Source organism: Methyloversatilis sp. (assembly GCF_030698125.1).
GTDB lineage: Bacteria > Pseudomonadota > Gammaproteobacteria > Burkholderiales > Rhodocyclaceae > Methyloversatilis.
In genome coordinates this window covers 116,249-137,512 of sequence record NZ_JAUYNV010000006.1, presented here as the reverse complement: position 1 = coordinate 137,512, position 21,264 = coordinate 116,249, and the positions used below count along the sequence as shown (strand labels likewise).

Annotated in this window: 21 protein-coding genes; 10 read left to right on the top strand and 11 right to left on the bottom strand. The window is 66.7% G+C overall.

Annotated elements, in window-relative coordinates:
* Window positions 1-16: 16 nt before the first annotated feature.
* From atpA to Q8Q80_RS03095, 6 genes are read right to left on the bottom strand one after another with little or no spacing between them, the layout of a single operon-like run.
* Window positions 17-1,555, bottom strand: a complete 1,539-nt coding sequence (atpA, locus tag Q8Q80_RS03120) for a F0F1 ATP synthase subunit alpha (protein ID WP_305631526.1) — start codon at window positions 1,553-1,555, stop codon at window positions 17-19.
* 10 nt (window positions 1,556-1,565) lie between these two features.
* Window positions 1,566-2,102: a F0F1 ATP synthase subunit delta gene (locus Q8Q80_RS03115; protein ID WP_069038771.1), complete on the bottom strand. Its 537-nt coding sequence runs from the start codon at window positions 2,100-2,102 to the stop codon at window positions 1,566-1,568.
* Window positions 2,103-2,106: 4 nt separating this feature from the next.
* A complete protein-coding gene (locus Q8Q80_RS03110) occupies window positions 2,107-2,580 on the bottom strand; it encodes a F0F1 ATP synthase subunit B (protein ID WP_069038772.1) in 474 nt (157 codons plus the stop codon).
* 45 nt (window positions 2,581-2,625) lie between these two features.
* Window positions 2,626-2,862, bottom strand: a complete 237-nt coding sequence (gene atpE, locus Q8Q80_RS03105) for a F0F1 ATP synthase subunit C (protein WP_069038773.1) — start codon at window positions 2,860-2,862, stop codon at window positions 2,626-2,628.
* Between the two features lie 55 nt (window positions 2,863-2,917).
* Window positions 2,918-3,799, bottom strand: coding sequence for a F0F1 ATP synthase subunit A (atpB, locus tag Q8Q80_RS03100; RefSeq protein WP_305631525.1), 882 nt, complete (start codon window positions 3,797-3,799; stop codon window positions 2,918-2,920).
* 1 nt (window position 3,800) lies between these two features.
* Window positions 3,801-4,151, bottom strand: coding sequence for an ATP synthase subunit I (locus tag Q8Q80_RS03095; protein ID WP_305631524.1), 351 nt, complete (start codon window positions 4,149-4,151; stop codon window positions 3,801-3,803).
* A 273-nt stretch (window positions 4,152-4,424) separates the two neighbouring features.
* On the opposite strand from Q8Q80_RS03095, the gene Q8Q80_RS03090 reads away from it, so the two are divergent.
* The 9 genes from Q8Q80_RS03090 to Q8Q80_RS03050 all read left to right on the top strand — a co-directional run bounded on the left by Q8Q80_RS03090 (window position 4,425) and on the right by Q8Q80_RS03050 (window position 15,136).
* The gene (locus tag Q8Q80_RS03090) at window positions 4,425-4,736 is read left to right on the top strand and encodes a helix-turn-helix transcriptional regulator (protein WP_305631523.1); all 312 of its coding nucleotides are present in this window, start codon (window positions 4,425-4,427) and stop codon (window positions 4,734-4,736) included.
* Window positions 4,733-5,947 carry an alanine racemase gene (locus tag Q8Q80_RS03085; RefSeq protein ID WP_305631522.1) on the top strand — a complete coding sequence of 405 codons (1,215 nt, stop codon included), beginning with the start codon at window positions 4,733-4,735 and terminating at the stop codon, window positions 5,945-5,947. The genes Q8Q80_RS03090 and Q8Q80_RS03085 overlap by 4 nt, the downstream gene beginning before the upstream one ends.
* Window positions 5,948-5,982: 35 nt before the next feature.
* Entirely contained in the window at window positions 5,983-7,554 is a 1,572-nt protein-coding gene (locus Q8Q80_RS03080) for a hypothetical protein (RefSeq protein ID WP_305631521.1), read from the top strand.
* A 12-nt stretch (window positions 7,555-7,566) separates the two neighbouring features.
* Window positions 7,567-9,441: an MFS transporter gene (locus Q8Q80_RS03075; RefSeq protein ID WP_305631520.1), complete on the top strand. Its 1,875-nt coding sequence runs from the start codon at window positions 7,567-7,569 to the stop codon at window positions 9,439-9,441.
* A 24-nt stretch (window positions 9,442-9,465) separates the two neighbouring features.
* Window positions 9,466-12,201 (top strand): DUF2339 domain-containing protein, encoded by a 2,736-nt coding sequence (locus Q8Q80_RS03070; RefSeq protein ID WP_305631519.1) that lies wholly within the window; start codon window positions 9,466-9,468, stop codon window positions 12,199-12,201.
* Complete coding sequence (locus Q8Q80_RS03065) at window positions 12,198-12,728, top strand: DUF3617 domain-containing protein (protein ID WP_305631518.1); 531 nt, start codon at window positions 12,198-12,200, stop codon at window positions 12,726-12,728. The genes Q8Q80_RS03070 and Q8Q80_RS03065 overlap by 4 nt, the downstream gene beginning before the upstream one ends.
* A gap of 248 nt (window positions 12,729-12,976) precedes the next feature.
* Window positions 12,977-13,855, top strand: coding sequence for a hypothetical protein (locus tag Q8Q80_RS03060; RefSeq protein ID WP_305631517.1), 879 nt, complete (start codon window positions 12,977-12,979; stop codon window positions 13,853-13,855).
* Between the two features lie 145 nt (window positions 13,856-14,000).
* Window positions 14,001-14,426: a hypothetical protein gene (locus tag Q8Q80_RS03055; protein ID WP_305631516.1), complete on the top strand. Its 426-nt coding sequence runs from the start codon at window positions 14,001-14,003 to the stop codon at window positions 14,424-14,426.
* A gap of 110 nt (window positions 14,427-14,536) precedes the next feature.
* Window positions 14,537-15,136 carry a hypothetical protein gene (locus Q8Q80_RS03050; protein WP_305631515.1) on the top strand — a complete coding sequence of 200 codons (600 nt, stop codon included), beginning with the start codon at window positions 14,537-14,539 and terminating at the stop codon, window positions 15,134-15,136.
* 238 nt (window positions 15,137-15,374) lie between these two features.
* On the opposite strand, the gene Q8Q80_RS03045 is transcribed toward Q8Q80_RS03050, so the two are convergent.
* The 5 genes from Q8Q80_RS03045 to Q8Q80_RS03025 form a co-directional block, all read right to left on the bottom strand.
* The gene (locus Q8Q80_RS03045; protein ID WP_305631514.1) at window positions 15,375-16,508 is read right to left on the bottom strand and encodes a PHB depolymerase family esterase; all 1,134 of its coding nucleotides are present in this window, start codon (window positions 16,506-16,508) and stop codon (window positions 15,375-15,377) included.
* Window positions 16,509-16,544: 36 nt separating this feature from the next.
* Window positions 16,545-16,970 (bottom strand): CopG family transcriptional regulator, encoded by a 426-nt coding sequence (locus tag Q8Q80_RS03040; RefSeq protein WP_305631513.1) that lies wholly within the window; start codon window positions 16,968-16,970, stop codon window positions 16,545-16,547.
* A gap of 46 nt (window positions 16,971-17,016) precedes the next feature.
* Window positions 17,017-18,990, bottom strand: a complete 1,974-nt coding sequence (locus Q8Q80_RS03035; protein ID WP_305631512.1) for an AsmA family protein — start codon at window positions 18,988-18,990, stop codon at window positions 17,017-17,019.
* A complete protein-coding gene (locus Q8Q80_RS03030) occupies window positions 18,983-19,855 on the bottom strand; it encodes an alpha/beta hydrolase (protein ID WP_305631511.1) in 873 nt (290 codons plus the stop codon). Before Q8Q80_RS03030 ends, Q8Q80_RS03035 begins: the two co-directional genes overlap by 8 nt.
* Window positions 19,856-19,938: 83 nt before the next feature.
* A complete protein-coding gene (locus Q8Q80_RS03025; RefSeq protein WP_305631510.1) occupies window positions 19,939-20,337 on the bottom strand; it encodes a BON domain-containing protein in 399 nt (132 codons plus the stop codon).
* A 29-nt stretch (window positions 20,338-20,366) separates the two neighbouring features.
* On the opposite strand from Q8Q80_RS03025, the gene Q8Q80_RS03020 reads away from it, so the two are divergent.
* Window positions 20,367-21,164 carry an ATP-dependent Clp protease proteolytic subunit gene (locus tag Q8Q80_RS03020; RefSeq protein ID WP_305631509.1) on the top strand — a complete coding sequence of 266 codons (798 nt, stop codon included), beginning with the start codon at window positions 20,367-20,369 and terminating at the stop codon, window positions 21,162-21,164.
* The last annotated feature ends 100 nt before the right edge of the window (window positions 21,165-21,264 follow it).

Genomic DNA, 21,264 nt, shown 5'->3' with positions numbered 1-21,264 from the left:
TCTCCGGTCCGCGCGCTTACGCCCAGCTCTTCTTGAACTCGGCCACCGCGGCAGCGAGCGCCTTTTCCGATTCACCGTCGAGGTCCTTGGTGGACTCGATCTTGTTCATCAGATCAGGGGTCTTCTGCTGCAGGTATTGGTGCAGGGCCGATTCAAAAGCGAGCACGCGCGGCACTTCGACGTCGTCGAAGTAGCCGTTGTTGGCGGCGTACAGCGACACACCCATCTGCGCGACGGACAGCGGCGAGTACTGCGGCTGCTTCATCAGTTCCATCACGCGGCGGCCACGCTCGAGCTGCTTGCGGGTCGCTTCGTCGAGGTCGGACGCAAACTGCGCGAAGGCAGCCAGTTCGCGGTACTGGGCCAGTGCCAGACGCACACCACCACCGAGCTTCTTGATGATCTTGGTCTGCGCTGCACCACCGACTCGCGACACCGACACGCCCGCGTTGATGGCGGGGCGGATACCGGCGTTGAACAGGTCGGTTTCCAGGAAGATCTGGCCGTCGGTAATCGAAATCACGTTGGTCGGCACGAAGGCGGACACGTCGCCGGCCTGCGTTTCGATGATGGGCAGCGCGGTCAGCGAACCGGTCTTGCCCTTCACTTCGCCGTTGGTGAACTTTTCGACGAATTCCGGATTCACGCGGGCGGCGCGCTCGAGCAGACGGCTGTGCAGGTAGAACACGTCGCCCGGGTAGGCTTCGCGACCCGGCGGACGGCGCAGCAGCAGCGAAATCTGACGGTAGGCGACAGCTTGCTTCGACAAATCGTCATAGACGATCAAGGCATCTTCGCCGCGATCGCGGAAGTATTCGCCCATCGTGCAACCGGCATACGGTGCGAGGAACTGCATCGCCGCGGAGTCGGATGCCGTAGCGGCCACGACGATGGTATAGGCCATCGCGCCGTATTCTTCCAGCTTGCGCACCACGTTGGCGATGGTCGAAGCCTTCTGGCCGACCGCCACGTAGATGCAGGTCATGTTCTGACCCTTCTGGTTGATGATGGCGTCGATCGCAACCGCGGTCTTGCCGGTCTGGCGGTCACCGATGATCAGCTCGCGCTGGCCGCGGCCGACCGGCACCATCGAGTCGATCGACTTCAGGCCGGTCTGCACCGGCTGCGACACCGATTGACGTGCGATGACGCCCGGGGCGACCTTTTCGACCTTGTCGGTCATCTTGGCGTCGATCGTGCCCTTGCCGTCGATCGGCTGGCCGAGCGAATTGACCACGCGGCCGATCAGTTCCGGGCCGACCGGCACTTCCAGAATGCGGCCCGTGCACTTGACGGTCTGGCCTTCGGAAATATGTTCGTAGTCACCGAGCACCACGGCGCCGACGGAGTCGCGTTCGAGGTTCAGTGCGAGACCAAACGTGTTGCCTTCGAATTCCAGCATTTCACCCTGCTGCACATCATCCAGACCATGCACGCGCACGATGCCGTCAGTCACCGATACCACGGTGCCTTCGGTACGTGCCTGCGCGGTCAGGTGCAGGTTCTGGATCCGGCTCTTGATCAGGTCGCTGATTTCAGACGGATTGAGGTTCATCAAAAAACTCCTAGTTCTGTAGCGCAGTGGCCATGGCGGCAAGCTTGCCGCGGACCGAGGCGTCGATCACTTCGTCACCGACCGCAACCTTCACACCGCCGATCAATTCCGGATCGATGCTCACCCTCGCCTCGAGGCGACGGCCGAAACGCGGTTCCAGATCGGCCAGCAGACGCGCCACGGTGGCGTCGTCCATCGGAAAGGCCGAACTGACGTAGGCCACGGCATTGAGCTCGTGATCGTTCTTCAGGCTGACAAACTGCTCGCACACCTCGGGCAGCAGCGACAGCCTGTTGTTCTGGGCCAGTACGCGCACGAAGCTGCGGTGCTCGTCGGTCAGCTCGCCCGGAACTGCAGCGAGGAACAGGAAGCCGCGATCCACGGACGTGCGGGTGGGATCGGACAACAGCTGGCGAACGGCCGGGTCGGACGCTGCGGCCGCCATGCAGCCCAGCGCATCGGCCCAGGCAGACAGCGCACCGGCTTCCCTGGCGAGCTGGAAAGCGGCTTCAGCGTATGGTCGCGCGATGGTGACGTTCTCTGCCATGGTGTCAGCTCAATTCCTGTTTCAGGTTGGAGAGCAGATCGGCGTGGGTTTGAGCGTTGATTTCGCGACGCAGGATGCGTTCGGCACCGGCGACGGCAAGCGCTGCCACCTGATCGCGCAATGCGTCCTTGGCCTTCTGGGCAGCGGCACCGGCTTCGGTGGTCGCGGCTTCGCGGGCGGCGGCGATGATGCGATTGGCTTCCGCGCGAGCATCCTCGACCAGCTTGCCGGCCTGCTTTTCGGCGCCTGCGCGGAGCTCGGCGGCAGATTCGCGCGCGGAGCGCAGCTCTTCCATCGAGCGCTTCTCGGCATTGGCCAGATCGGCCTTTGCCTTGTCCGCAGCAGCCAGTCCGTCAGCGACCTTCTTCGCACGCTCGTCGAGTGCCTTGACGATGGGCGGCCATACGAAATTCTTCGTAAACCACACGAACGACAGGAACACCACGAGCTGGATGATGAGCGTTGCGTTCAGATTCACGGCAACTTTCCCTTCAATGAGTCGGTGTTGGGGCGGTTGCCTGTCTTACTTCAGGAAGGTCGACGTGGCGAACCAGAGCGCAATACCGAGACCGATAATGAACGCAGCGTCGATCAGGCCGGCCAGCAGGAACATCTTGACCTGCAGCGCGTTCATCAACTCGGGCTGGCGTGCCGATGCTTCGAGGTACTTGCCGCCCATCAGTGCGATACCGATACAAGCACCCAGAGCGCCGAGGCCGATGATCAGACCGCAGGCGATAGCAACGAATCCCAGTTCCATAACAACTCCTTAATGATAAAAATTAAAAAACTACGACAACCTGATGAACAGCAAATCAGTGACCGTCATGCGCCTGGCCGATGTACACCAGCGTCAGCATCATGAAAATGAATGCCTGCAGCGTGATCACCAGGATGTGAAAGATCGCCCAGGACAGGCCGGCAACGAAATGGCCGGCGGCGAGCAGGATGCTCGGTGCGTTCATGCCGGTCCATGCGCCACCCATCAGCGCGATCAGCATGAAAATGAGTTCGCCTGCAAACATGTTGCCGAACAACCGCATGCCGTGCGAGACGGTCTTCGCGAGGAATTCGATGACGTTCATCGCGAAGTTGAACGGCGCCAGCAGGATGTGGTTGCCGAACGGAGCCGAAATCAATTCGTGGAACCAGCCGCCGGCACCCTTGATCTTTACGTTGTAGTACAGGCACAGCAGCAATACGGCAATCGACATGCCCATCGTTGCATTGATGTCGGCGGTCGGCACGACGCGCATGTAGGCGTGATGCGGATCGTGACCTGCAGCGGAATAGACGCCTTCCCAGATGCGCGGCAGCAGATCGACCGGCAGCAGGTCCATCGCATTCATGAAGAAGATCCAGATGAATACGGTCAGCGCGAGCGGCGCCACGAAGCGACGCGACTCTTCACTGTGGATCATGCCCTTGGCCTGATCGGCAACCATTTCAACGAGGATTTCGACAGCGGCCTGGAAACGGCCCGGAACGCCCGACGTGGCCTTGGCAGCGGCGCGGTGCAACAGGAACACCGTCAGCAGGCCGAGCACGATCGAATAGAACAGCGTATCGACGTTGTACAACCCGAAATCAATCAGGTTGGCCTGCATTTCGCCGGAATTGTTCAGAAACGTGAGGTGGTGGGCGATGTACTCGCCCGCGGTGGGAGCGGCGTGCGTCAGTTCGGTTCCGGATGCCATGTCAGTGTTTGAGCAAGAAAGCAAAAAAACCAGCCTGCAGCGCGACGGCCAGACCTCCGACAAACCAGCCCCACATGAGGTCCGGCACGAGGTAAAGGCTCAACGCCAGCAGTCCAATCGTCGAGAGGATCTTGATCGCCTCGCCGAAGAAGAATTCGAGCGGATATGCGTTGCCGGACGCCGAGGCAGCCCTTGTCAGACGGTTCAACCTGAGGGCGAACAGCAATGACGGGAGCGCGTAGCTCAAACCGCCCAGCAGCACCGACAACCCCGCAAGCGTCCCACCGAACAACAGCGCACAACCGGTAGTGACCAGGATCAGCGAAAGCTGCAGCATGACCGCCTTCAGCATGCCTGCTCTTTCCGTTGCACAGCGACTTTCCGGCCCACTGCGCGAACCTGTCCGATCAACTACGTCAGCGTCGCTTGCGCGACATCCCCAACTGCATTGCAGCGGCACACGTGGAACTTATGCGCCACACACAAAGTCCGCGATGATACATGAGCTTACAAGACGGGTCAATTCAAGCGGAGCGCAGATTGAAGGTGACGATACCGCCCCCCGGTTGCGCTGCAACATGTACCGGGGTTGACGAGGCGCGTCAATTAGTCGATATTTTTCGACATGAAAAGCACGTGCCGATCGGACATCCCGCCGGAATGGCTGCACCTGTCGCAAGTATTTGCGGCGCTGGGCGATGAAGAACGCCAGCGCATCCTGCTGCTGTTCCAGCCGGGCGCCCAACTGAACGCCAGCGACATCGCCCGGGCTTCGACGTTGAGCCGCACGACCGTTTCGCACCACCTGAAGCTGCTGTGCGACGCCGGCATACTCGAACGGTCGCGACACGGCCGCGAAATCCATTTCCGGCTCTGTGCCGCAACATTGATCGGCCACCTGCAGAGCGTGATCGACTATCTGGAAGATCACCGATGAACACCGCCGGTACGCTCTGCCGTACAAGATCGACCAACCCGGCCTTCGCCGGACTCGACGTTTCCGCACTCGCCGGTCGCATCGGCTGCACACCGTTCTTCGCGTATGACGCGGCTGCGATCGAATGGCGCATCGACACGCTGCGCGCGCAACTGCCCGCCGACACATTGCTCTGTTATGCGGTGAAGGCCAATCCGCTGCCGGCGTTGCTGCGCCGGCTGGCGCCACGACTGGATGGCGCCGACGTCAGCTCGGGCGAGGAAATCCGGCGCGCGCTGGCGGCCGGGTTCGACGGAGCGCAGCTGGGTTTCACCGGACCGGGCAAAAGCGATGCGGACCTCACACTTGCGGTGCGCAAAGGCGTGCGCCTGTGCGCGGAATCGATCGGCGAGATCGGTCGCATTGCGCGCATCGCGGCACACGAAGGCCGGCCCGCGCGGGTTGCAGTGCGCGTCAATCCGGATGTTGCCGTGTCCGGCACGCAGGTGCGCATGAATGAAGCGGGTGTATTCGGCATCGACAGCGACCAGCTTCCGGCGGCACTGCGCGGGTTGCGCGACCACCGACTCACATTCGCCGGCTTTCACTATTACTGCGCGTCGCGCATGCTCGACGCCGACGCAGTGATGGCGCTGCATGCGTTCTGCACGGCCGATGCGCTGCGCGCATCCGATGACGCCGGGCTGGCACTGGACTGGCTCAATCTGGGTGGCGGCTTCGGCATCCCGGCGAGCGCAGCGGAAGCACCGCTCGACATGGCTGCGGTCACCGCGCACCTGCACCACATCGACGCACGGCTGAAGGCAGCGCATCCGGCTGCGCGCATTGCGCTCGAACCGGGTCGCTACCTCGTCGGAGAAGCCGGTATCTATGTCTGTCGCATCCTTGACCGCAAGACGGTACGCGGGCGCACCTGGCTGGTGGCTGACGGCGGTGCCCACCATCACCTGCACGCGACCCTGCAGCCGGATCGTGCGCAACCCGCCAATCTGCCGATAACGCTGCTGCAGGCCGTACCGCGCGCCGGAACGGAATGCGTCAGCATCGCCGGGCCGCTGTGCGCGCCGTTCGATGTGCTGGCGCGCGACATCACGCTGCCGGTCTCCCAGCCGGGCGATCTGCTCGTGGTGTTCCAGTCCGGCGCCTACGGCGCGAGCGCCAGCCCGGTGAATTTCCTGGGTCATCCGCCGGCAGCGGAGATCGTGCTGTGACGCCCGCCGCGCGCCATCTGCTTACACTGGTCCTGATGATGACTTTCGCGCACCCTGCCCTGCCCGCGTCCGACGCAGCGTCCGGCGGACGACTCGGTCTGCATGACGCGACCGGTTTTCGCGCCGTCAAGGGAGTTTGCGACGGATGCGCAGCAGCGCCGCAAGCACTGTGGTACTTCCAGGACGACTGGATCGCCGTGCCGCTGGCACCGGCGAGCGGATTCGATCCCGCGCTGGCTGCGCAGGACGATGTACGCACCTGGGCGCAGGCAAACGACGCCGGCGCCGAGGCGACGCATCCGCCGTTGATCTGGATCGGCTCGCCCCATGTCCTGACCGGCGCGCGCCTGACTGCCGACGGTACCCGGCTCGAGGTCGGTGACGACGAAAGCCTTGCGTTTTCGCTGGTGCCACAACTGGCATCGAACGTGTCCTGGTTCAACGCGGACAGCGTGGCGTGGCTGCAGGGCCAGTCGCTGACGCTGCGCGGAGAGGCGAGTGCCGGCGGCTTCACCGCGCGCACCCTCTGGCCGCAGGGTTTTGACATCGACCTGACCGCGTTGCGCGCCGACCCGCTGCGCGACGGCGAAACGCTGGCCACGCTGGTGCGCGCGAACGAGGGCGGTGTGCGCCAGCCGCCATCGGTTCGCCTGCTGTGGGAACGCACGCCCGGCGCGGTGCGCTCGGCCGGCGGCAAGCCGGTGCTTGCACTGGTGCTCAACGGCGCCCAGGGCGACGACGACGAAGCACATGGCGGCCATTTCGCGCTGGCCACCGGCGTGCTCGGCGAGGACGGCCAGTGGAGCGACTGGCTGGTGAACAATTTCTACAACCTCGATGCCTGGAGCGAAAAGGGCATCGTGGCCGCCACGCTGCCGATGGACGCCTACCTGACCGATCTCAACGCCGGTCAGTCCTGGTACCGACCTTCCGCGGTGCTGGTCGCCGTGCTGCGCGAGCCGCGCGCCGCTGCCCGCGTGCAGCAGGGCATCGACCGCGTGTTCAGCCACTTCTACCGGCACGATTTCAGCTACCGCCACGCCACCGCCAACTGCGCCGGCATCAGTCTCGATACGCTGCGTTCGCTCGGCTGGGCGGTGCCGCAGCTGGGCCCGACATCGAAACCGAAAGCCTGGCTCGGCCTGCCCTGGATGGCGCTCAAGGAGCGGAGCCTGGCCAGCGGCCTGCAGGCCTTCGACTACATGAGTGCGGAACGCAGCGGCCTGTTTCCGTTCGTCGCCTTCAACGTCGCAGGCAGCGACCTGCTCGGCCGGCTGGCGGCCGGCAAGGCGGCCGGACAGGGCCTCGAGCGCCTGCTGGCCGACGACGTCGAAGCGCTGCTGTACATCCACGTTCCGCAGATCCCGTCGTCGCGTGCCTTCGGCGGCGCGCCGGTCACGTCCTATGACGAGTATGCCGCGCGGGTGCCGGCCGAGCGAGCGCAATGGATCGTCCGTCCGGCCCCGCCACGGCCCTTCCCCGACGAGCTGCGCGACGCATCGGCACCGAAGGAGGCGCCGCCGGCGTCGCGCCGCGCGCTCATCGTCTGGCTGGTGGCGCTCGGCGCGGTCGCGCTGTGGCTGCTGAGCCGGCTGTTCCGCCGCTGACCGGGGCCCCGCATGAGTTCTCAATTCCACCTGTTGAAGGAAGGCCGCTTCCGGCCCTTCTTCCTGACCCAGCTGCTGGGCGCGCTGAACGACAACGTCTTCAAGACCGCATTGATCACGCTGCTCACCTTCCGGGCCGGCAGCATCACCGACCTGTCGCCCGGGCTGCTCGCCACCGTACTGCCGGGCGTGTTCATCCTGCCCTTCTTCCTGTTTTCGGCCACCTGCGGCCAGCTCGCCGACAAGTACGACCGCGCCATGCTGGCCCGCATGAGCAAACTGCTGGAAATCGTCGTCATGGCGCTCGGCGCCTGGGGCTTCATCGCCGGCAATCTGCCGGCGCTGGTGCTGGCACTGTTCCTGATGGGCACGCAGTCGACGCTGTTCGGGCCGGTCAAGTACGCCTACCTGCCACAGCATCTGCATGACGGCGAACTGGTCGGCGGCAACGGGCTGGTCGAATCGGGCACGTTCGTCGCCATTCTCGGCGGACAGATCCTCGGCGCCTGGCTGGTCGGCAACACCTCGGCCGGCGCCATCGCGCTGGTCGTGCTCGCGCTGGCCGTGACCGGCTGGTGGACCAGTCGCGGCATCCCGCTGTCGCTGGCGCCGGAACCGGCGATGCGACTGGACTGGAACCCGCTCAGCGCCACGCGCGAAACGTTGCGCTTTGCCACCGGCAACCGCACGGTGTGGCTGTCGCTGCTCGGCGTGTCGTGGTTCTGGTTCTATGGTGCGACGCTGCTGGCACAGTTTCCGGTCTATGCCGCCGACGTGCTGGGCGGCGGCGAAGGCGTGTTCATCGTGCTGCTTGCGGTGTTCTCGATCGGCGTGGGCGCCGGTTCGCTGGCGTGCGAAAGATTGTCAGGCGGCAAGGTGGAAATCGGTCTGGTGCCGTTCGGTGCCATCGGTCTGACGCTGTTCGGCATCGATCTGTTCTTCGCCACGCCGGCAGCACCGGCCGCGTACGACGGCAGCGCGGCGGACTTCCTGCAGCAGACCGCGCACTGGCGGCTGCTGATCGACATCGCGCTGATCGGCACCGCCGGCGGCATCTACATCGTGCCCCTGTATGCGTTGATCCAGAGCCGCTGCGAGAAGCATCATGTTGCACGCGTCATCGCCGCCAACAACATCCTCAATGCGGGTTTCATGGTGGTGTCGGCGCTGGTCAGCCTGCTGCTGTTCCGCGCCGGCCTGGACATTCCGCAGCTGTTTCTGGTGACTGCACTGTTCAACGCCGTGGTCGCGATCTACATCTACACGCTGGTGCCGGAGTTCCTGATGCGCTTCATCGTGTGGATATTGATCCACACGGTGTACCGGCTCGACACGCGTGATCTGGAACGCATCCCGGACGACGGCCCGGCCATCGTCGTATGCAACCATGTGAGCTTCGTCGACGCACTGGTCATCACGGCCGCGTGCCGGCGGCCGATCCGCTTCGTCATGGACCACCGCATTTTCCGCACGCCCATCCTGAGCTTCGTGTTCCGCACCAATCGCTGCATTCCGATCGCCCCGGCAAAGGAAGACCCGGTGCTGCTCGAACGCGCTTACGACGACATCGCCACGGCGCTCGAGGCCGGTGACCTGGTGGGCCTGTTCCCGGAAGGACGCATCACCGATACCGGCGAGCTTTACCCGTTCAAACCGGGCATCACGCGCATCGTGGGGCGCACGCCGGTGCCGGTCATTCCACTCGCGCTGCGTGGCCTGTGGGGCAGTTTCTTCTCGCGCAAGGACGGGTCGGCAATGTGCCGGGTGCCGCGGCGCGGTCCGTTCAGCCGCATCGAACTGGTGGCGGGCGACGCCATTGCGCCGGACGCCGCGACGCCGGCGGCGCTGCAGACCATCGTCGCCGGGCTGCGCGGCGAACGGCGATGAGGTGCCGGCGATGAGGCGCCTGTCATGCTGACCGCCATGCTCTGTCTGCTCGGCCTCGTCGCGGGGGCTGCGCACGGCGAGATCGAAAGCTTCTTTGGCGCCGCCGTCGGCCTGGCCGCCGGCCTGTGGATCAGCGCCCGCAGCGCACAGCGGGAACGCGACCTGACGCAGAAACTTCGCGAGCTCGATGACAAGTCACGCTGGCTGTACGACGCGCTGACCGCGCTGCAGCGCGAGCGCAGCGCTGCGCCGCCGGCCGAGGCAGCATCACCGGACGTCGTGGTCACAGTCGCGCCCATCCTAGATCCTGCGGCTGCGCCGATCGTTTCGCCGACGCCGCCGGCCGTCAGCGCGCAGGCCGCCCCGCTCGATGCGCTGCATGCACCCGGGGTGCGGGTCGCTGCAGTCGCAGGGAGCACAGACCCGGCCGCGCCCGAATCCGGCAGCCCCTCCGCCAGCCCATCGTGGTCGGCCCTGTCGGCGCGCCTGATGGGCGGCAATCCGCTGGCGCGCATCGGCGTCGTCGTGCTGTTCTTCGGTGTCGCGTCGGCGCTGCGGCTGGCCGCGCAGGCCGGCCTGCTGCCGCCGGAGCTGCGACTTGCCGGCGCGCTGGCGGTCGGGCTGGTCATGATCGTCGCCAGCTGGCGCATGACCGGCGACGGGCCGCGCCGCATGTTCGCACTGGCGGTGCAGGGCGGCGGCTTTGCGCTGCTCTATCTGTCGGTCTATTTCGCGCTGGAGCGCTATGGCTTCATCGGTCCGGCGCCGGCCTTCGGACTGTTCGCCGCGCTGGGTGCCGCCTGCGCGCTGATGGCCGCGCGTCAGTCGGCGCAAAGTCTGGCGCTGCTCGGCCTGTCCGGCGCCTTCGTGGCACCAGTGCTCGCCACCACCGGACAGGGCGACCACATCGTGCTGCTGTCCTACATCCTGCTGCTCGACATTTTCATCATCGCGCTGTCCTGGCGCCACGCCTGGCGCGCACTGATACTCGCCGGCTTCCTGTTCACCTTCGTTGTCGGTACGGGCTGGGGGCTGCGCAGCTACACGCCGGACGACTATCTCGCGGTGCAGGGCTTCCTGATCGCGTTCTTCCTGCTGTTCAGCGCCACCCGGGTTGCGCTGACGGTGGCACGTGTGCCGCGCGAAGCAGACAGGGAATCGGGCTGGAACGCCGGCAGCCTGCTGTTCGGCCCGCCGCTGGCGGCCGGCGTGCTGCAGAGCGCGCTGATGCAGCCGTTCGAGTATGGCGACGCACTCAGTGCGGTTGCCGCCGGCCTGTACTACCTCGGGCTGGCCTGGCTGCTGCGGGCGCGCGCGCCGGATGCGTCACTGGCCTTCCGTGCGCACGCCGGCATCGGCGCGGCGCTGCTGACGCTGGCCGTGCCGCTGGCGCTCGACCTGCAGATGACCGCTGCGGTCTACGCGGTCGAGGGAGCGGCCGCGCTGTGGTACGGCTGCGTGCGCGGATCCAGGCTCACGCTGTGGGCCGGCGCGGCACTGCAAGGGCTGGCCGGCCTGTGGCTGGTCGCCGCGCTGCCTGAGCTGACGCTGGCCTGGCCGCTGGCCAATGGCCGCACGCTGGGCTGCCTGCTGATGGCCGGTGCGGCACTCGCATCGGTGCGCGTGCTGCGCGTCACGGCGGCAACCGGTGACGGATTGCCGCAGGCACTGACCGTCTGGCTGGCCGGCTGGTGGCTGTTCGGCGGCCTGGCCGACATCGACGATTTCGCCCCGTCCGCGCTGCAGCCGGCGCTGGCGCTGCTGTTTGCGATGGCCAGCGCGGCATTCGCCGAACAGCAGGGACGCCGCCGCAACTTCGTCACCGCACGCACACTCGCAACCTTGTCGCTGCCGGTGCTGTGGGCGGGCAGCCTGGTCGGCTGGGACATGCAGCACCATCTTCTGTTCGGCGCGATGGCACTGGCGCTGCCGCTCGCCTGGGCCACCCATCTGTGGATCCTGCGCCGGCAGGACGAAGACGGTGCCGGCCGATTCAGCCGCTTCCGCCATGTTGCGACGGCATGGACGCTGCTGCTGTCGGTCGGCGTCGAAGCCAGCAGCTGGCTGGACGTGTGGCTGCCCGGGCAGGACCTGTGGCGCTGGCTCGCCTGGATCATGCTCTGGCTGATGGCCGGCGTCACGCTGCAGCGAGCACTGGCCGACGATCGCGACGAATGGCCCTGGAGCGCGCAACGCGACTGCTACGTCGGCTACGTGCTGCGACCGGTCGCCGCGCTGCTCCTGTTGTCGGTCGCGGCACTGCAACTGGCGCACGATGGCGGTTCGGCATTGCGCTACCTGCCGCTCGCCTCGGCCCTCGATGTAGCCTGCATCGCTGCGCTGCTGTGGCTGACACTTGGCCGTCCGCAGCCACTGCTGCCGGTGCCGCTGACCGGTGCCGTCGGCCTGCTTTGGGTGTCGGCGCTGGCCGCGCGCAGCGTGCATCATCTGGCCGGGGTGGCCTGGTCGACACAAGCCATGTTCCAGTCCACGCTGCTGCAGGCCACGCTGTCGCTGACCTGGACGCTGAGCGCACTCGGACTGATGATCCACGCCACCCGCAACGGCGCGCGTACCCTGTGGTTCGCCGGTTTCGCGCTGCTCGCTGCGGTGGGTGCCAAATTGCTGATGATCGATCTGGCCAGCGCGGGCACTGTCGAATGGACCGCCTCCCTGCTCGGGATCGGCGCACTTATCCTGATTGCCAGTTACGTCGCGCCGGTGCCGCCTGCCACCGATCCCGAAGGAGCCACATCTTGAATACACGACTGACCGCCGCACTCACCCTTGCCCTGTGCGCCTTCGGCAGCGCACACGCCGCCGACATCAAGCCCGGCCTGTGGGAATTCAAGTCGAAGCTGGCAATACCGGGCATGCCCGACATGTCGGCGCAGATGGAAATGATGCAGCAGCAGATGAAGAACCTGCCGCCGGAGGCGCGCGCCATGATGGAGAAGCAGATGGCCGCCCAGGGCGTCTCGATGGGCAGCGGCGGCGCGCTGCAGGTGTGCATCACGCCGGAGGATGCCAGGGGCGCGAACGTCTACACCGGCAAGACCGACGGCGACTGCCGCTACACGAACGTCACCAACAGCGCGACCCGGGTCAAGGGCACCATCACCTGCACGAAGCCCAAGGCAAGCGGCGATTTCGAAGCCCTCATCGACAGCCCGACGCATTTCACGTCAAAGGTGAACATGCAGTCTGCCGAAGGCGCGATGAGTGCCGACACCGACGCTCGCTGGCTGGCCGACGACTGCGGCAAGATCAAGCCGACGGCGCGCTGAGCGCTGGTGGGCGACCCCGCCCTTGTCTTCGCGACGCCATCCGGGGAACCGGTGCGCTCCTGACGGCCTCGAAGCTGCCGCAGACCCCTGATTTCACGTATCGTCCGCGCTTCGACTTCCGGTGCCGGCGCTGACCGCACCGACTTGTGCACCTTCCCCCTCCGCATGCTGCCGGCGCGCGGCCAGACCTGAAGATGGCTTTACACCGCCGACGACATCCTTCCACGCTCGGCTTCGACGCGTTCGACATGGCCTGGGAAACGAGCCCGCCAGGCGTCGTCTACCTGACCCTGCGCGTGCGCCGCAGCGTGCTGTTCGCGCTGGCGGTGGCGGTGTGCCTGCATCTGGCGCTGCTGGGCTGGATCCTGCACAAGGACAGCCTGCCCGAGCTGCCGCTGACCGGCACGCCGAGCGAAACCATCAGCGCCCGCCTGGTCCAGCCGGAAGCTCCGCGTCCGCGGGCCGAGCCGCAACCGCCTGCGGTGCAACCGGCGCCCGTTCCGCCGCCACCGACCCGTCAGGTCGAGCGACCCAAGCGAGACCGCAAGCCCGCCCCGGTCAAGCCGCAACCTGAAGTGCTGCGTGCGCCGGTGCCCGACCCGGCCCCGGCCCCGCCGCCGCCGGCGCAGACCCGGCCGAAACTCGACGACGAACCGACCGACATGGCGTCGTACGTCAATCGGCAGCGCGAACGACGGCAGGCGGCCGAAGCCTCGGAAGGGAAAGAGACTGCTGCGGGCATCGCGCGCGAGCGGGTGCTCAGCGCGGACGAGATCGCCATGGCGAACATCAAGCGCAACCTGCAGTCGGGCACCAGCGGCGTGTTCCAGATCACCCGCAAGGGCGTACGGACGGCGTCTTTCGTGTTCCGCGGCTGGACCACCGACGCGGTCAATGCACGCCGTGAATACATCGAGGTCGATGCCGGTGTCGGCGGCGACATCGAGCGTGCGCTGGTCAAGCGCATGATCGAACTGATCCGCCGCTACTACCAGGGCAATTTCAACTGGGAATCGCGCGTGCTCGGCCGCACCGTCGTGCTGTCGGCAGCACCGGAGAACAACGCCCAGCTGGAGGACTTCCTGATCCGCGAATTCTTCCGCAGCGGCTACAGCTATCCGCCCTGACGCGGCCACGGGCGGGTTCGCGCGCCCGATCAGGTCGGCGTGATTGGTTCGCTGTCGCACGGAACAGGACTGACGGGACGCCTATGTTGGGTCATCCGGCTGCGCCAATCCGGCCAGCCGGCCCACCCTACCCGAGGTACATCCCGTGAAAATATCGAACATGCTCTTTGCAGGCGCTACCGCGCTTGCGCTGTCCGGCTATGCGCTGGCCCAGTCCTCCCCGTCCGACCCGGCGAAGGCAGCGGGTTCAAGCGGCACGGTCAGCAGCCCGCTGATCGCTGACCCGGCGACCACGCAGACACCGGCACCCCCTGCACACCCTGCGATCGAAAGCACGCAGAAGCCGCTCACGACCTCTCCGGACGCCGTCCGGGGCAGCGCGGCACAGCCGGGTTCCGCCGCGCAGGAACGGATGAACAACACCAGCGCCGACGAACGGCTGCGCATGAATTCATCGAATGCCGCCTCGACCGACTCGGCGGCTGAAGCCCGCAGGCTGTCGGATGAAGGTGCGACCGGAGCAGGCGACAGCACCACCAGCCCGCGTGCCGCGCGAGCAGACCGCAACTGAAAGCGCCTGACACGCGGCACGCACCTGCCACCCGGGGGGCGGCATGGCGACGGTTTCAAGGCGGCGCCCGGCACTGCGCCGCCCACTGTGTCGCACTCGTCGCACTGGCCATGCTGTCGGGACCGCCCGGGCTGGCGGGCGCAGCCGGACCGGGCACCGACCCGGCGCTCGCGGCGGCGTCGCCCGAAGTGCGCCGCACCGTCCTCGGGATCAAGGAATCGCAGGACAACGCTGGCGCGCCGTTCCATGTCATCGACAAGAAGCAGGCGCGCCTGTTCGCGTTCGACGCGGACGGACGCCTGCTCGGCACGACTGCGGTGCTATTGGGCGCGGCCATCGGCGACCACTCGGTCCCGGGCATCGGCAACCGGCCGATGGGCCAGATCAGACCGGAGGAACGCACCACGCCCGCCGGTCGCTTCGTTTCGGAACAGGGGACGAATCTGAAGGGCGAGGACGTAACCTGGGTCGATTACGACAATGCGGTGTCGCTGCACCGCGTCCGTACCGGAAAGCCCGCGGAACGACGTCTGGAGCGCCTCGCGACGGCAACGCCGGACGACAACCGGATCTCCTACGGCTGCATCAATGTGCCTGGGGCCTTCTATGACCGCCACATCCGGCCCGGTCCGCAATCGCTGAAGCCAGCGGTGATCTACGTGCTGCCCGAGACTGGCTCTGCGACAAACGCGTTCGCGCCCGGCAACTGACAGCGCCGCCACGACGCACGGGAGATTTGTGCGCTGGCAGACGGTCAGCCCGGCGGCAACGCGCTAGGGTCAGTGTCGGCTTGCCGGCGACACGCCTGCACGTCTTGTCAATCCGACTCAACCCGTACACGGACTTCCTACATGAACAGCATTGTCTATATCGTCGGCGCCGTCGTCATCGTTCTCGCCGTCCTGTCCTTCTTCGGCTTCCGCTGACCCGCCCGGACGCCTGAAACATTCAGGCGTCCGGCGTGCGAACCTGCGCAAGAAAGAAGCGCAGCATTTCGCGCGTGGCGTCCGGGCCGCCGGCATCCGTATAGGACCCGGCCGCCTTTCCCCCTGACCACGCGTGACCCGCGCCGTGCACCACCCAGTGCTCGGCGAGCGCCGCCCCGTCGTGATCGTCATGCACGATGCGCGTGTAGTGGCGCCCCTTTTCCGATACGCCCTGCTGCGTGTGCGTGCGGCGCCTTTCCGGCTGACCTGCAACGCGGCCGAGCGCGGCGGCAATCACCTGTTCGCCATTGCGCGGATGTACCGTGTGGTCGCGATCGCCGTGAAAAACAATGGTCGGCACCGCGCGCACTTCCGGCTGCGCTGCGCCGCGCCGCTTCTTCATCACACCCTTCAGCGGCGAGGCATCCGGCGAACCACCCGACATCGCCGCGAACGCCTCGGCAACACTGCCGGCCGCGCCGCACGGCAAACCCGAATGCACGCCCGCTGCCGCAAAAATGTCCGGGTACGCGTTGGCAACGATGTCGGCCATCGCCCCGCCTGCCGACAACCCGGCAACGTACACGCGCCGGGCGTCGATGCCATGCGCCTGCATCACCGACAGCGTCAGCGCGGCCAGGGCCGCGGGCTCGCCGCTGCCTCGCTTCTGGTGGCCGTGCTCGAACCAATTCCAGCAGCCCTGCGGATTGGCGGCCTGCGATTGCGCCGGGTAGAGCACGACGAAACCGAGTTCGTCGGCCAGTGCGTTCATGCCGGTGCCCGCTGCGAAGTCGTCCGGGTTCTGCGTGCAGCCGTGCAGCATCACCACCAGCGGCAGCGCCTCGCCGGTGCGTCCGGCCGGCTGGTACAGCTTGTACTGGCGCGTCACACCGCCATGCATGAAGCGTTCGTCGGTGAAACGGCCGGCCTGCGGAGCCGACGCATCCGGCCGCAGCGTCGGCTGATCGGTGCCTATCAGGCCGGACGGCATCTCCTTCACTTCGAAAGCTTCGCCCTCGAAGGTCTGCGAAGGCATGCCGGCCGCCGCGGCCATCCCTTCGAGCGCGCGCTGGATGGCTTCGGTGGCTTCGTTCAGCCGCCCGGCTTGCGTGAGCCGGGTGGCGTCGCGCATCAGAAGCTGGAACTGGGTGTTCATGGGAACCTCATTCATGGAAGCGGGTGTCGTCGGGGCTCAGGGCGCGCGATCGGCCAGTGCGGCCTTCACCGCGGGGCTCGCGTGCAGCGCACCCAGCACATCGATCGACGCGATGGCGGCGCGCGCCAGTTCAGGGGTGACGTCGTCGGCCAGCGTGACCAGGCCCAGTACGCGTATCTGCAGCGTTTCGCCGCCGTCGCACACGGCCTGCAGGTCGGCAGCACTGAAGTGCTGCAGGCCCAGCACGAACATGCGGCGCGTCACGACATGCTTCACTGCGTCGGCGTGGCTGGCGAGGTGATTGCGGATGGCGGTACGGATGAAGTCGCTGCGGTTGCCGTAGAACCCCTCGGCGACCAGCAGATCGATCTGGCCGAGATCGACAAAACCGAGATTGATGGTGATCTTCTCGGACTCGGCAGGCTTCACCTTGACGGCGGGAAGTGAACGGTCTGTATTCATGCAAACCATCCTAACACCATCCATATGGATGGCCTAAGGATGTTTTTCACTTTTCCGGCGCGCGCTTCGTTGCACCTCGCCGGGCCAGCGCCGCGCAGCCGGCGGCGAGGCGCTCCGCTTCATCGCTGCTGCCGGTATCGACCAGCGGCAGCAGCGCCGCCAGCGGATTGAGCAGCGCCAGCAACGCAGCACCCGCCACCTTCATGCCGATCGGTGCCTTCTCCAGCGACACTTGCGGGTCGGCCAGACTGCCCTGCACCCGCAGCGGCGAACGCAGGGTCAGCGGACTGAAATCCTTCGGCAAGGCGATGGCGGTCAGGTCCAGCGTCTCGGCCGCAAGCGACAGTGAACCGCTGACCGATACGGTCGAATCTTCGGTGTCGAGCACCATGACCTGCGGGCGCAGCACGCCTGCTTCGGCCTGAATGTCCGCCACCGCGCAGTCCAGCGGCAGCGTGCTGTCGCCGCTGACCAGCAGGCCAAGCGCTTCGGCCAGATCCAGCCCGGCCGCTTCCACCACCAGATGCGACATGCGGCCGTCGCGCAATTGCGCCCGCACCCGGCCTTTCAGGCTGGCGAGGATGTCCGCCGTCGACCGCCCCTGACCGGTCACCGTGGCGCGCCCGCCGAGACGGCCGGCAACATATGGCGGTGCGTCGGTGCGCGCCTGGCGCAGCCACTTTTCGAGCCGGACATCGCCCCAGCGCAGATCCGCCGACCACAGCGCGAGGTCGCCCCGGCCATCGAGTCCGATATCACCCTTGAGCCAGCCCTCGGCGGTGCGTGCCTCGAGTTCGCTGATCGACAGAACGCCGGCAGCCAGCCCGAGCTGCGCGCGCAGTGGCTGCAGGGCGCCCAGCAGCGGTGTGCCCAGATCGACTTCGGCGATGTCGATGGCGATGTCGGCATCCATGGCGCGCAGCGCGGCCAGATCGAAGGCGCCACCGGGCAGCACCTTGCCTTCGCGCGGGGCAGGCCTGGCACCGCCGAGCGCCGGGCCGAGATCGGCCAGCAGCAGGCGCGCACCGCCCAGCCGGCCGCTCAGCAACGGCCGGTCGGCGCCCGCGCGATACAGGAAGTCGCCCTTCAGCCGGCTCGACCCCACCGTGGCGTCATCGATGGCGACCCGCCACTCGCCGCCGGACCTGGTCAGTGTGCCGGTGGCACGAAACGGCGGCGTACCCGGCAACGTGACGCCGATCGGGTCGCCGATCGCCGCCAGCGACGGCCCGGCAAGCTTGAATCGGCCGGTCAGCCCGGCGAAATCCTGTACGCCGCGGGCACTGCCGGTGAAGTCCAGTGTGGCGCGGCCGATCGAACCGCTGACTGTCAAGGCGACTGCCGTGGTCTGCGCTTCGGACGCGCTCTCCGGTCGGGTACCGCTGGCGCGCAGCGTGACCTGTACCGGCTGGTCGCGGTAGGCACCGGTCAGATCGACCTTCAGGACGCTGTCCGCCTGCTCGCCAGCGACTGAAATTCGCGCTTCGAGCGTGACGTCGTGCCGCAGGTCGCTGTAGCGCAACAGACCGTCATTGATCCGGAACTCGCCGAAGCGCGGCCATTCGGTCGCTTCATCGGGTGAGCTGTCGGCGGCGAACTGCCAGGACGCGCGCCCGTCAGCCAGTCGTTCGAGGTGGGCGTCGAGCGAACCCGCCTGCAGGCTTTCGATGCGCAGCGGCTGCCCGCGCCAGGCACGCCACAGATCGATGTAACGCAGCCGCAGAGCGACATCACGGCCGTCCAGCAGGTGCGGCGCGGTGCTCCAGGACGTGCTCGCGATGTCGAGCCGCGCGCTGTGCAGGCGCACGCCGCCGATGAAACGCACGGCGAATGTGCCCGGCGCGTCGTCGATGAACCGCACGCGCCGCTCCAGCTGTCCGGACAGCAGGTTCTGCAGTGGCGACGCAAGGAAAGGCCAGCCGCGCAACTCGCCGATTGCGATGCCGGTGAGCAGCAGGAGCAACAGGGTGAGGGCGACGACGCGCGGTCGGCGCCAGGGACGGCTTGATGAATCAGACATGAAGGGTACGGGTGAGGAAACCCACGATGCGGCCGGCGCAAGAGCCTACCGCATCGCTGAGGTCATGACCGGCGGCCACCGGCAGCAGCTCCGCCCGGCCACCGCTGGCCGCCTGCAGCCTCAGCGCATCGGCATAGGGCACGACCTCGTCGTGCACGCCATGCACCAGCAGTACCGGACAGCTCAGGGCCGGCAGGGTCGTGGCCGGTGCGATGTCGTCGAGACGGGCGCCGATGACGTGCTGCACGTAGCGCGTGAGCGCCCAGCCGAGCGGCATCCACGGCACGCGCCGGCCGGTCAGCATGCGGCGCAGCAGCGCAGCCGGGTGGGCGAATGCGGACAGGCTGACGACGGCTGCGACATCGCGCCGCCGGGCGGCGCACAGCAGCGCGGCGGCGGCACCGACCGAATGGCCCAGCACCGCCAGCCGCGTGGCGTCGACCTCGGGTCGCTGATGCAGCCAGTCGAGCCCGCTGGCAATGTCTTCTGCAAAGCGCGGCATCGACATGAAATCCTCTTCGTCGCTGGCGCCGTGGCAGCGTGCGTCGATCAGCAGCACGGCCATGCCGGCCGCGTGCAGCGGCAGCATGGCGGGCAGCATCATGGCGGCATTGACGCCCCAGCCGTGGATCACCAGCACCGCAGCCGATGGCAGGGCGGCGCGGGTGGCCGTCGGCACCCACCAGGCGAACAGGGTTTTGCCGCCAGTGGCCGGGATGCGCAACGGACAGGCCGTCAGGCCGAAGTCTCCCGGCGTCTGGTGATGCGGGCGTCGCGGTGCGGCAAACCCGCGCAGCAGCCGCGACCGCGCGGCGCTGCTCAACGCCCACCGTGCGGCGACAAGGGCGGCGGCACCGCGCTTCATGACCGAGTGGGTCGATGAATGCCTGACCGTTGAATGATGGGCCGCGCTGGCGGCGTGCCTGATCTGCGTTTCGCCCGGCCGCATCAATCCGGCTTGAGGCTCAGCTCGTCGCGCACCGCCCGCACGCCGTCGACCGCGCTGGCAAGTTCGAGTGCACGATCGGCCTGATGCCGGTGATCAACAACGCCGATCAGGCTGGTACGGCCGGTCAGCGTGATGACGTCGATGTCGAAGCGGCTGACACCGGCGTCCTGCAGCAGCGCAATCCTGACCTGTCTCGTCACTTCCGCGTCCTTGCGCAGGGTCGACCGGACGCTGGTCACCAGCGGGTCCTCGACGACTTCTGCGGACACCCGCGGCGGCGCGGCCGGGAGGGTCGCGTCGCCGCGCCCGCCGCAACCGGCGGCCGGCACGATACCCAGACCGGCAAGCGCGGCGGCAAGCACCACGACTCCGGACCGCCAGCGGGAAGATGCTTGCATTTCAGCCATACCGCGCAGGTCAGCCAATCGTGACGCTCGGACTGTGTACCGATCGGGCCGGATGCTCTGTGCGCTGGCGAACCGATTCCGGAACGCCTGTTCGGAATGTCCGCATTGCGGGGCATCGGCGGAACAGCCGGCGATGGGCACATAATCCGCAAGAAACCGTAAAGGAGCCCGCGATGCCGAACAGAACCATCCCGGACGGGACGGAACCGGACAATCCCGAAGAGGCAACCGTGCCGTTCAACGGCCTGATCCGCTACGAGCGGCAGATGCCGATCCACCAGATCTCCTACTATCTGTGCGGCGACATCGGAGAGCCGCAGCACTACACCGAACTGTTCTACACACTGCGCACGGCAAGTGAGACCGACCTGATCTATCTGCATCTGAACTCGCCCGGTGGAGAATTCGATACGGGGCTGCAGATCATCAACAACATCCTCGCCTCCGAAGCACACGTGATCACCGTGCTTGAAGCGCGTGCCTATTCGATGGCGGCGCTGATCTTCCTGAGTGGCGACGAACTGGTCATCCATGACAACTGCCAGCTCATGTTCCACATCTACTCCGGCAGCTTCGCGGGGCGCGGCAACGAACAGCAGGCCGAAGTGATCGCGGTCGGAAAGTGGTTCGAAAAGGCAATGGGCCGTATCTGCAAGCCTTTCCTGTCCGATGCAGAGATCGGGAAGATCCTGAAGGGCAGCGACCTTTGGATGGATTCGGACGAAATCCAGCGCCGCCTGATGCGCCTGCAACGCGCCCGGACGAAATCAGCGACGGCGCGGAAAAAGCCCGGAGCCGTTCCGGACGGCGCATCCTGAAACGTCCCGGCCTCGGGTGTCGCGACACGGGCGACTTGCGGTCGATCACCTGTTGTCGGCCGCACCACGGGAACGAGGTCCCATCGAAAGCAGACAGCTC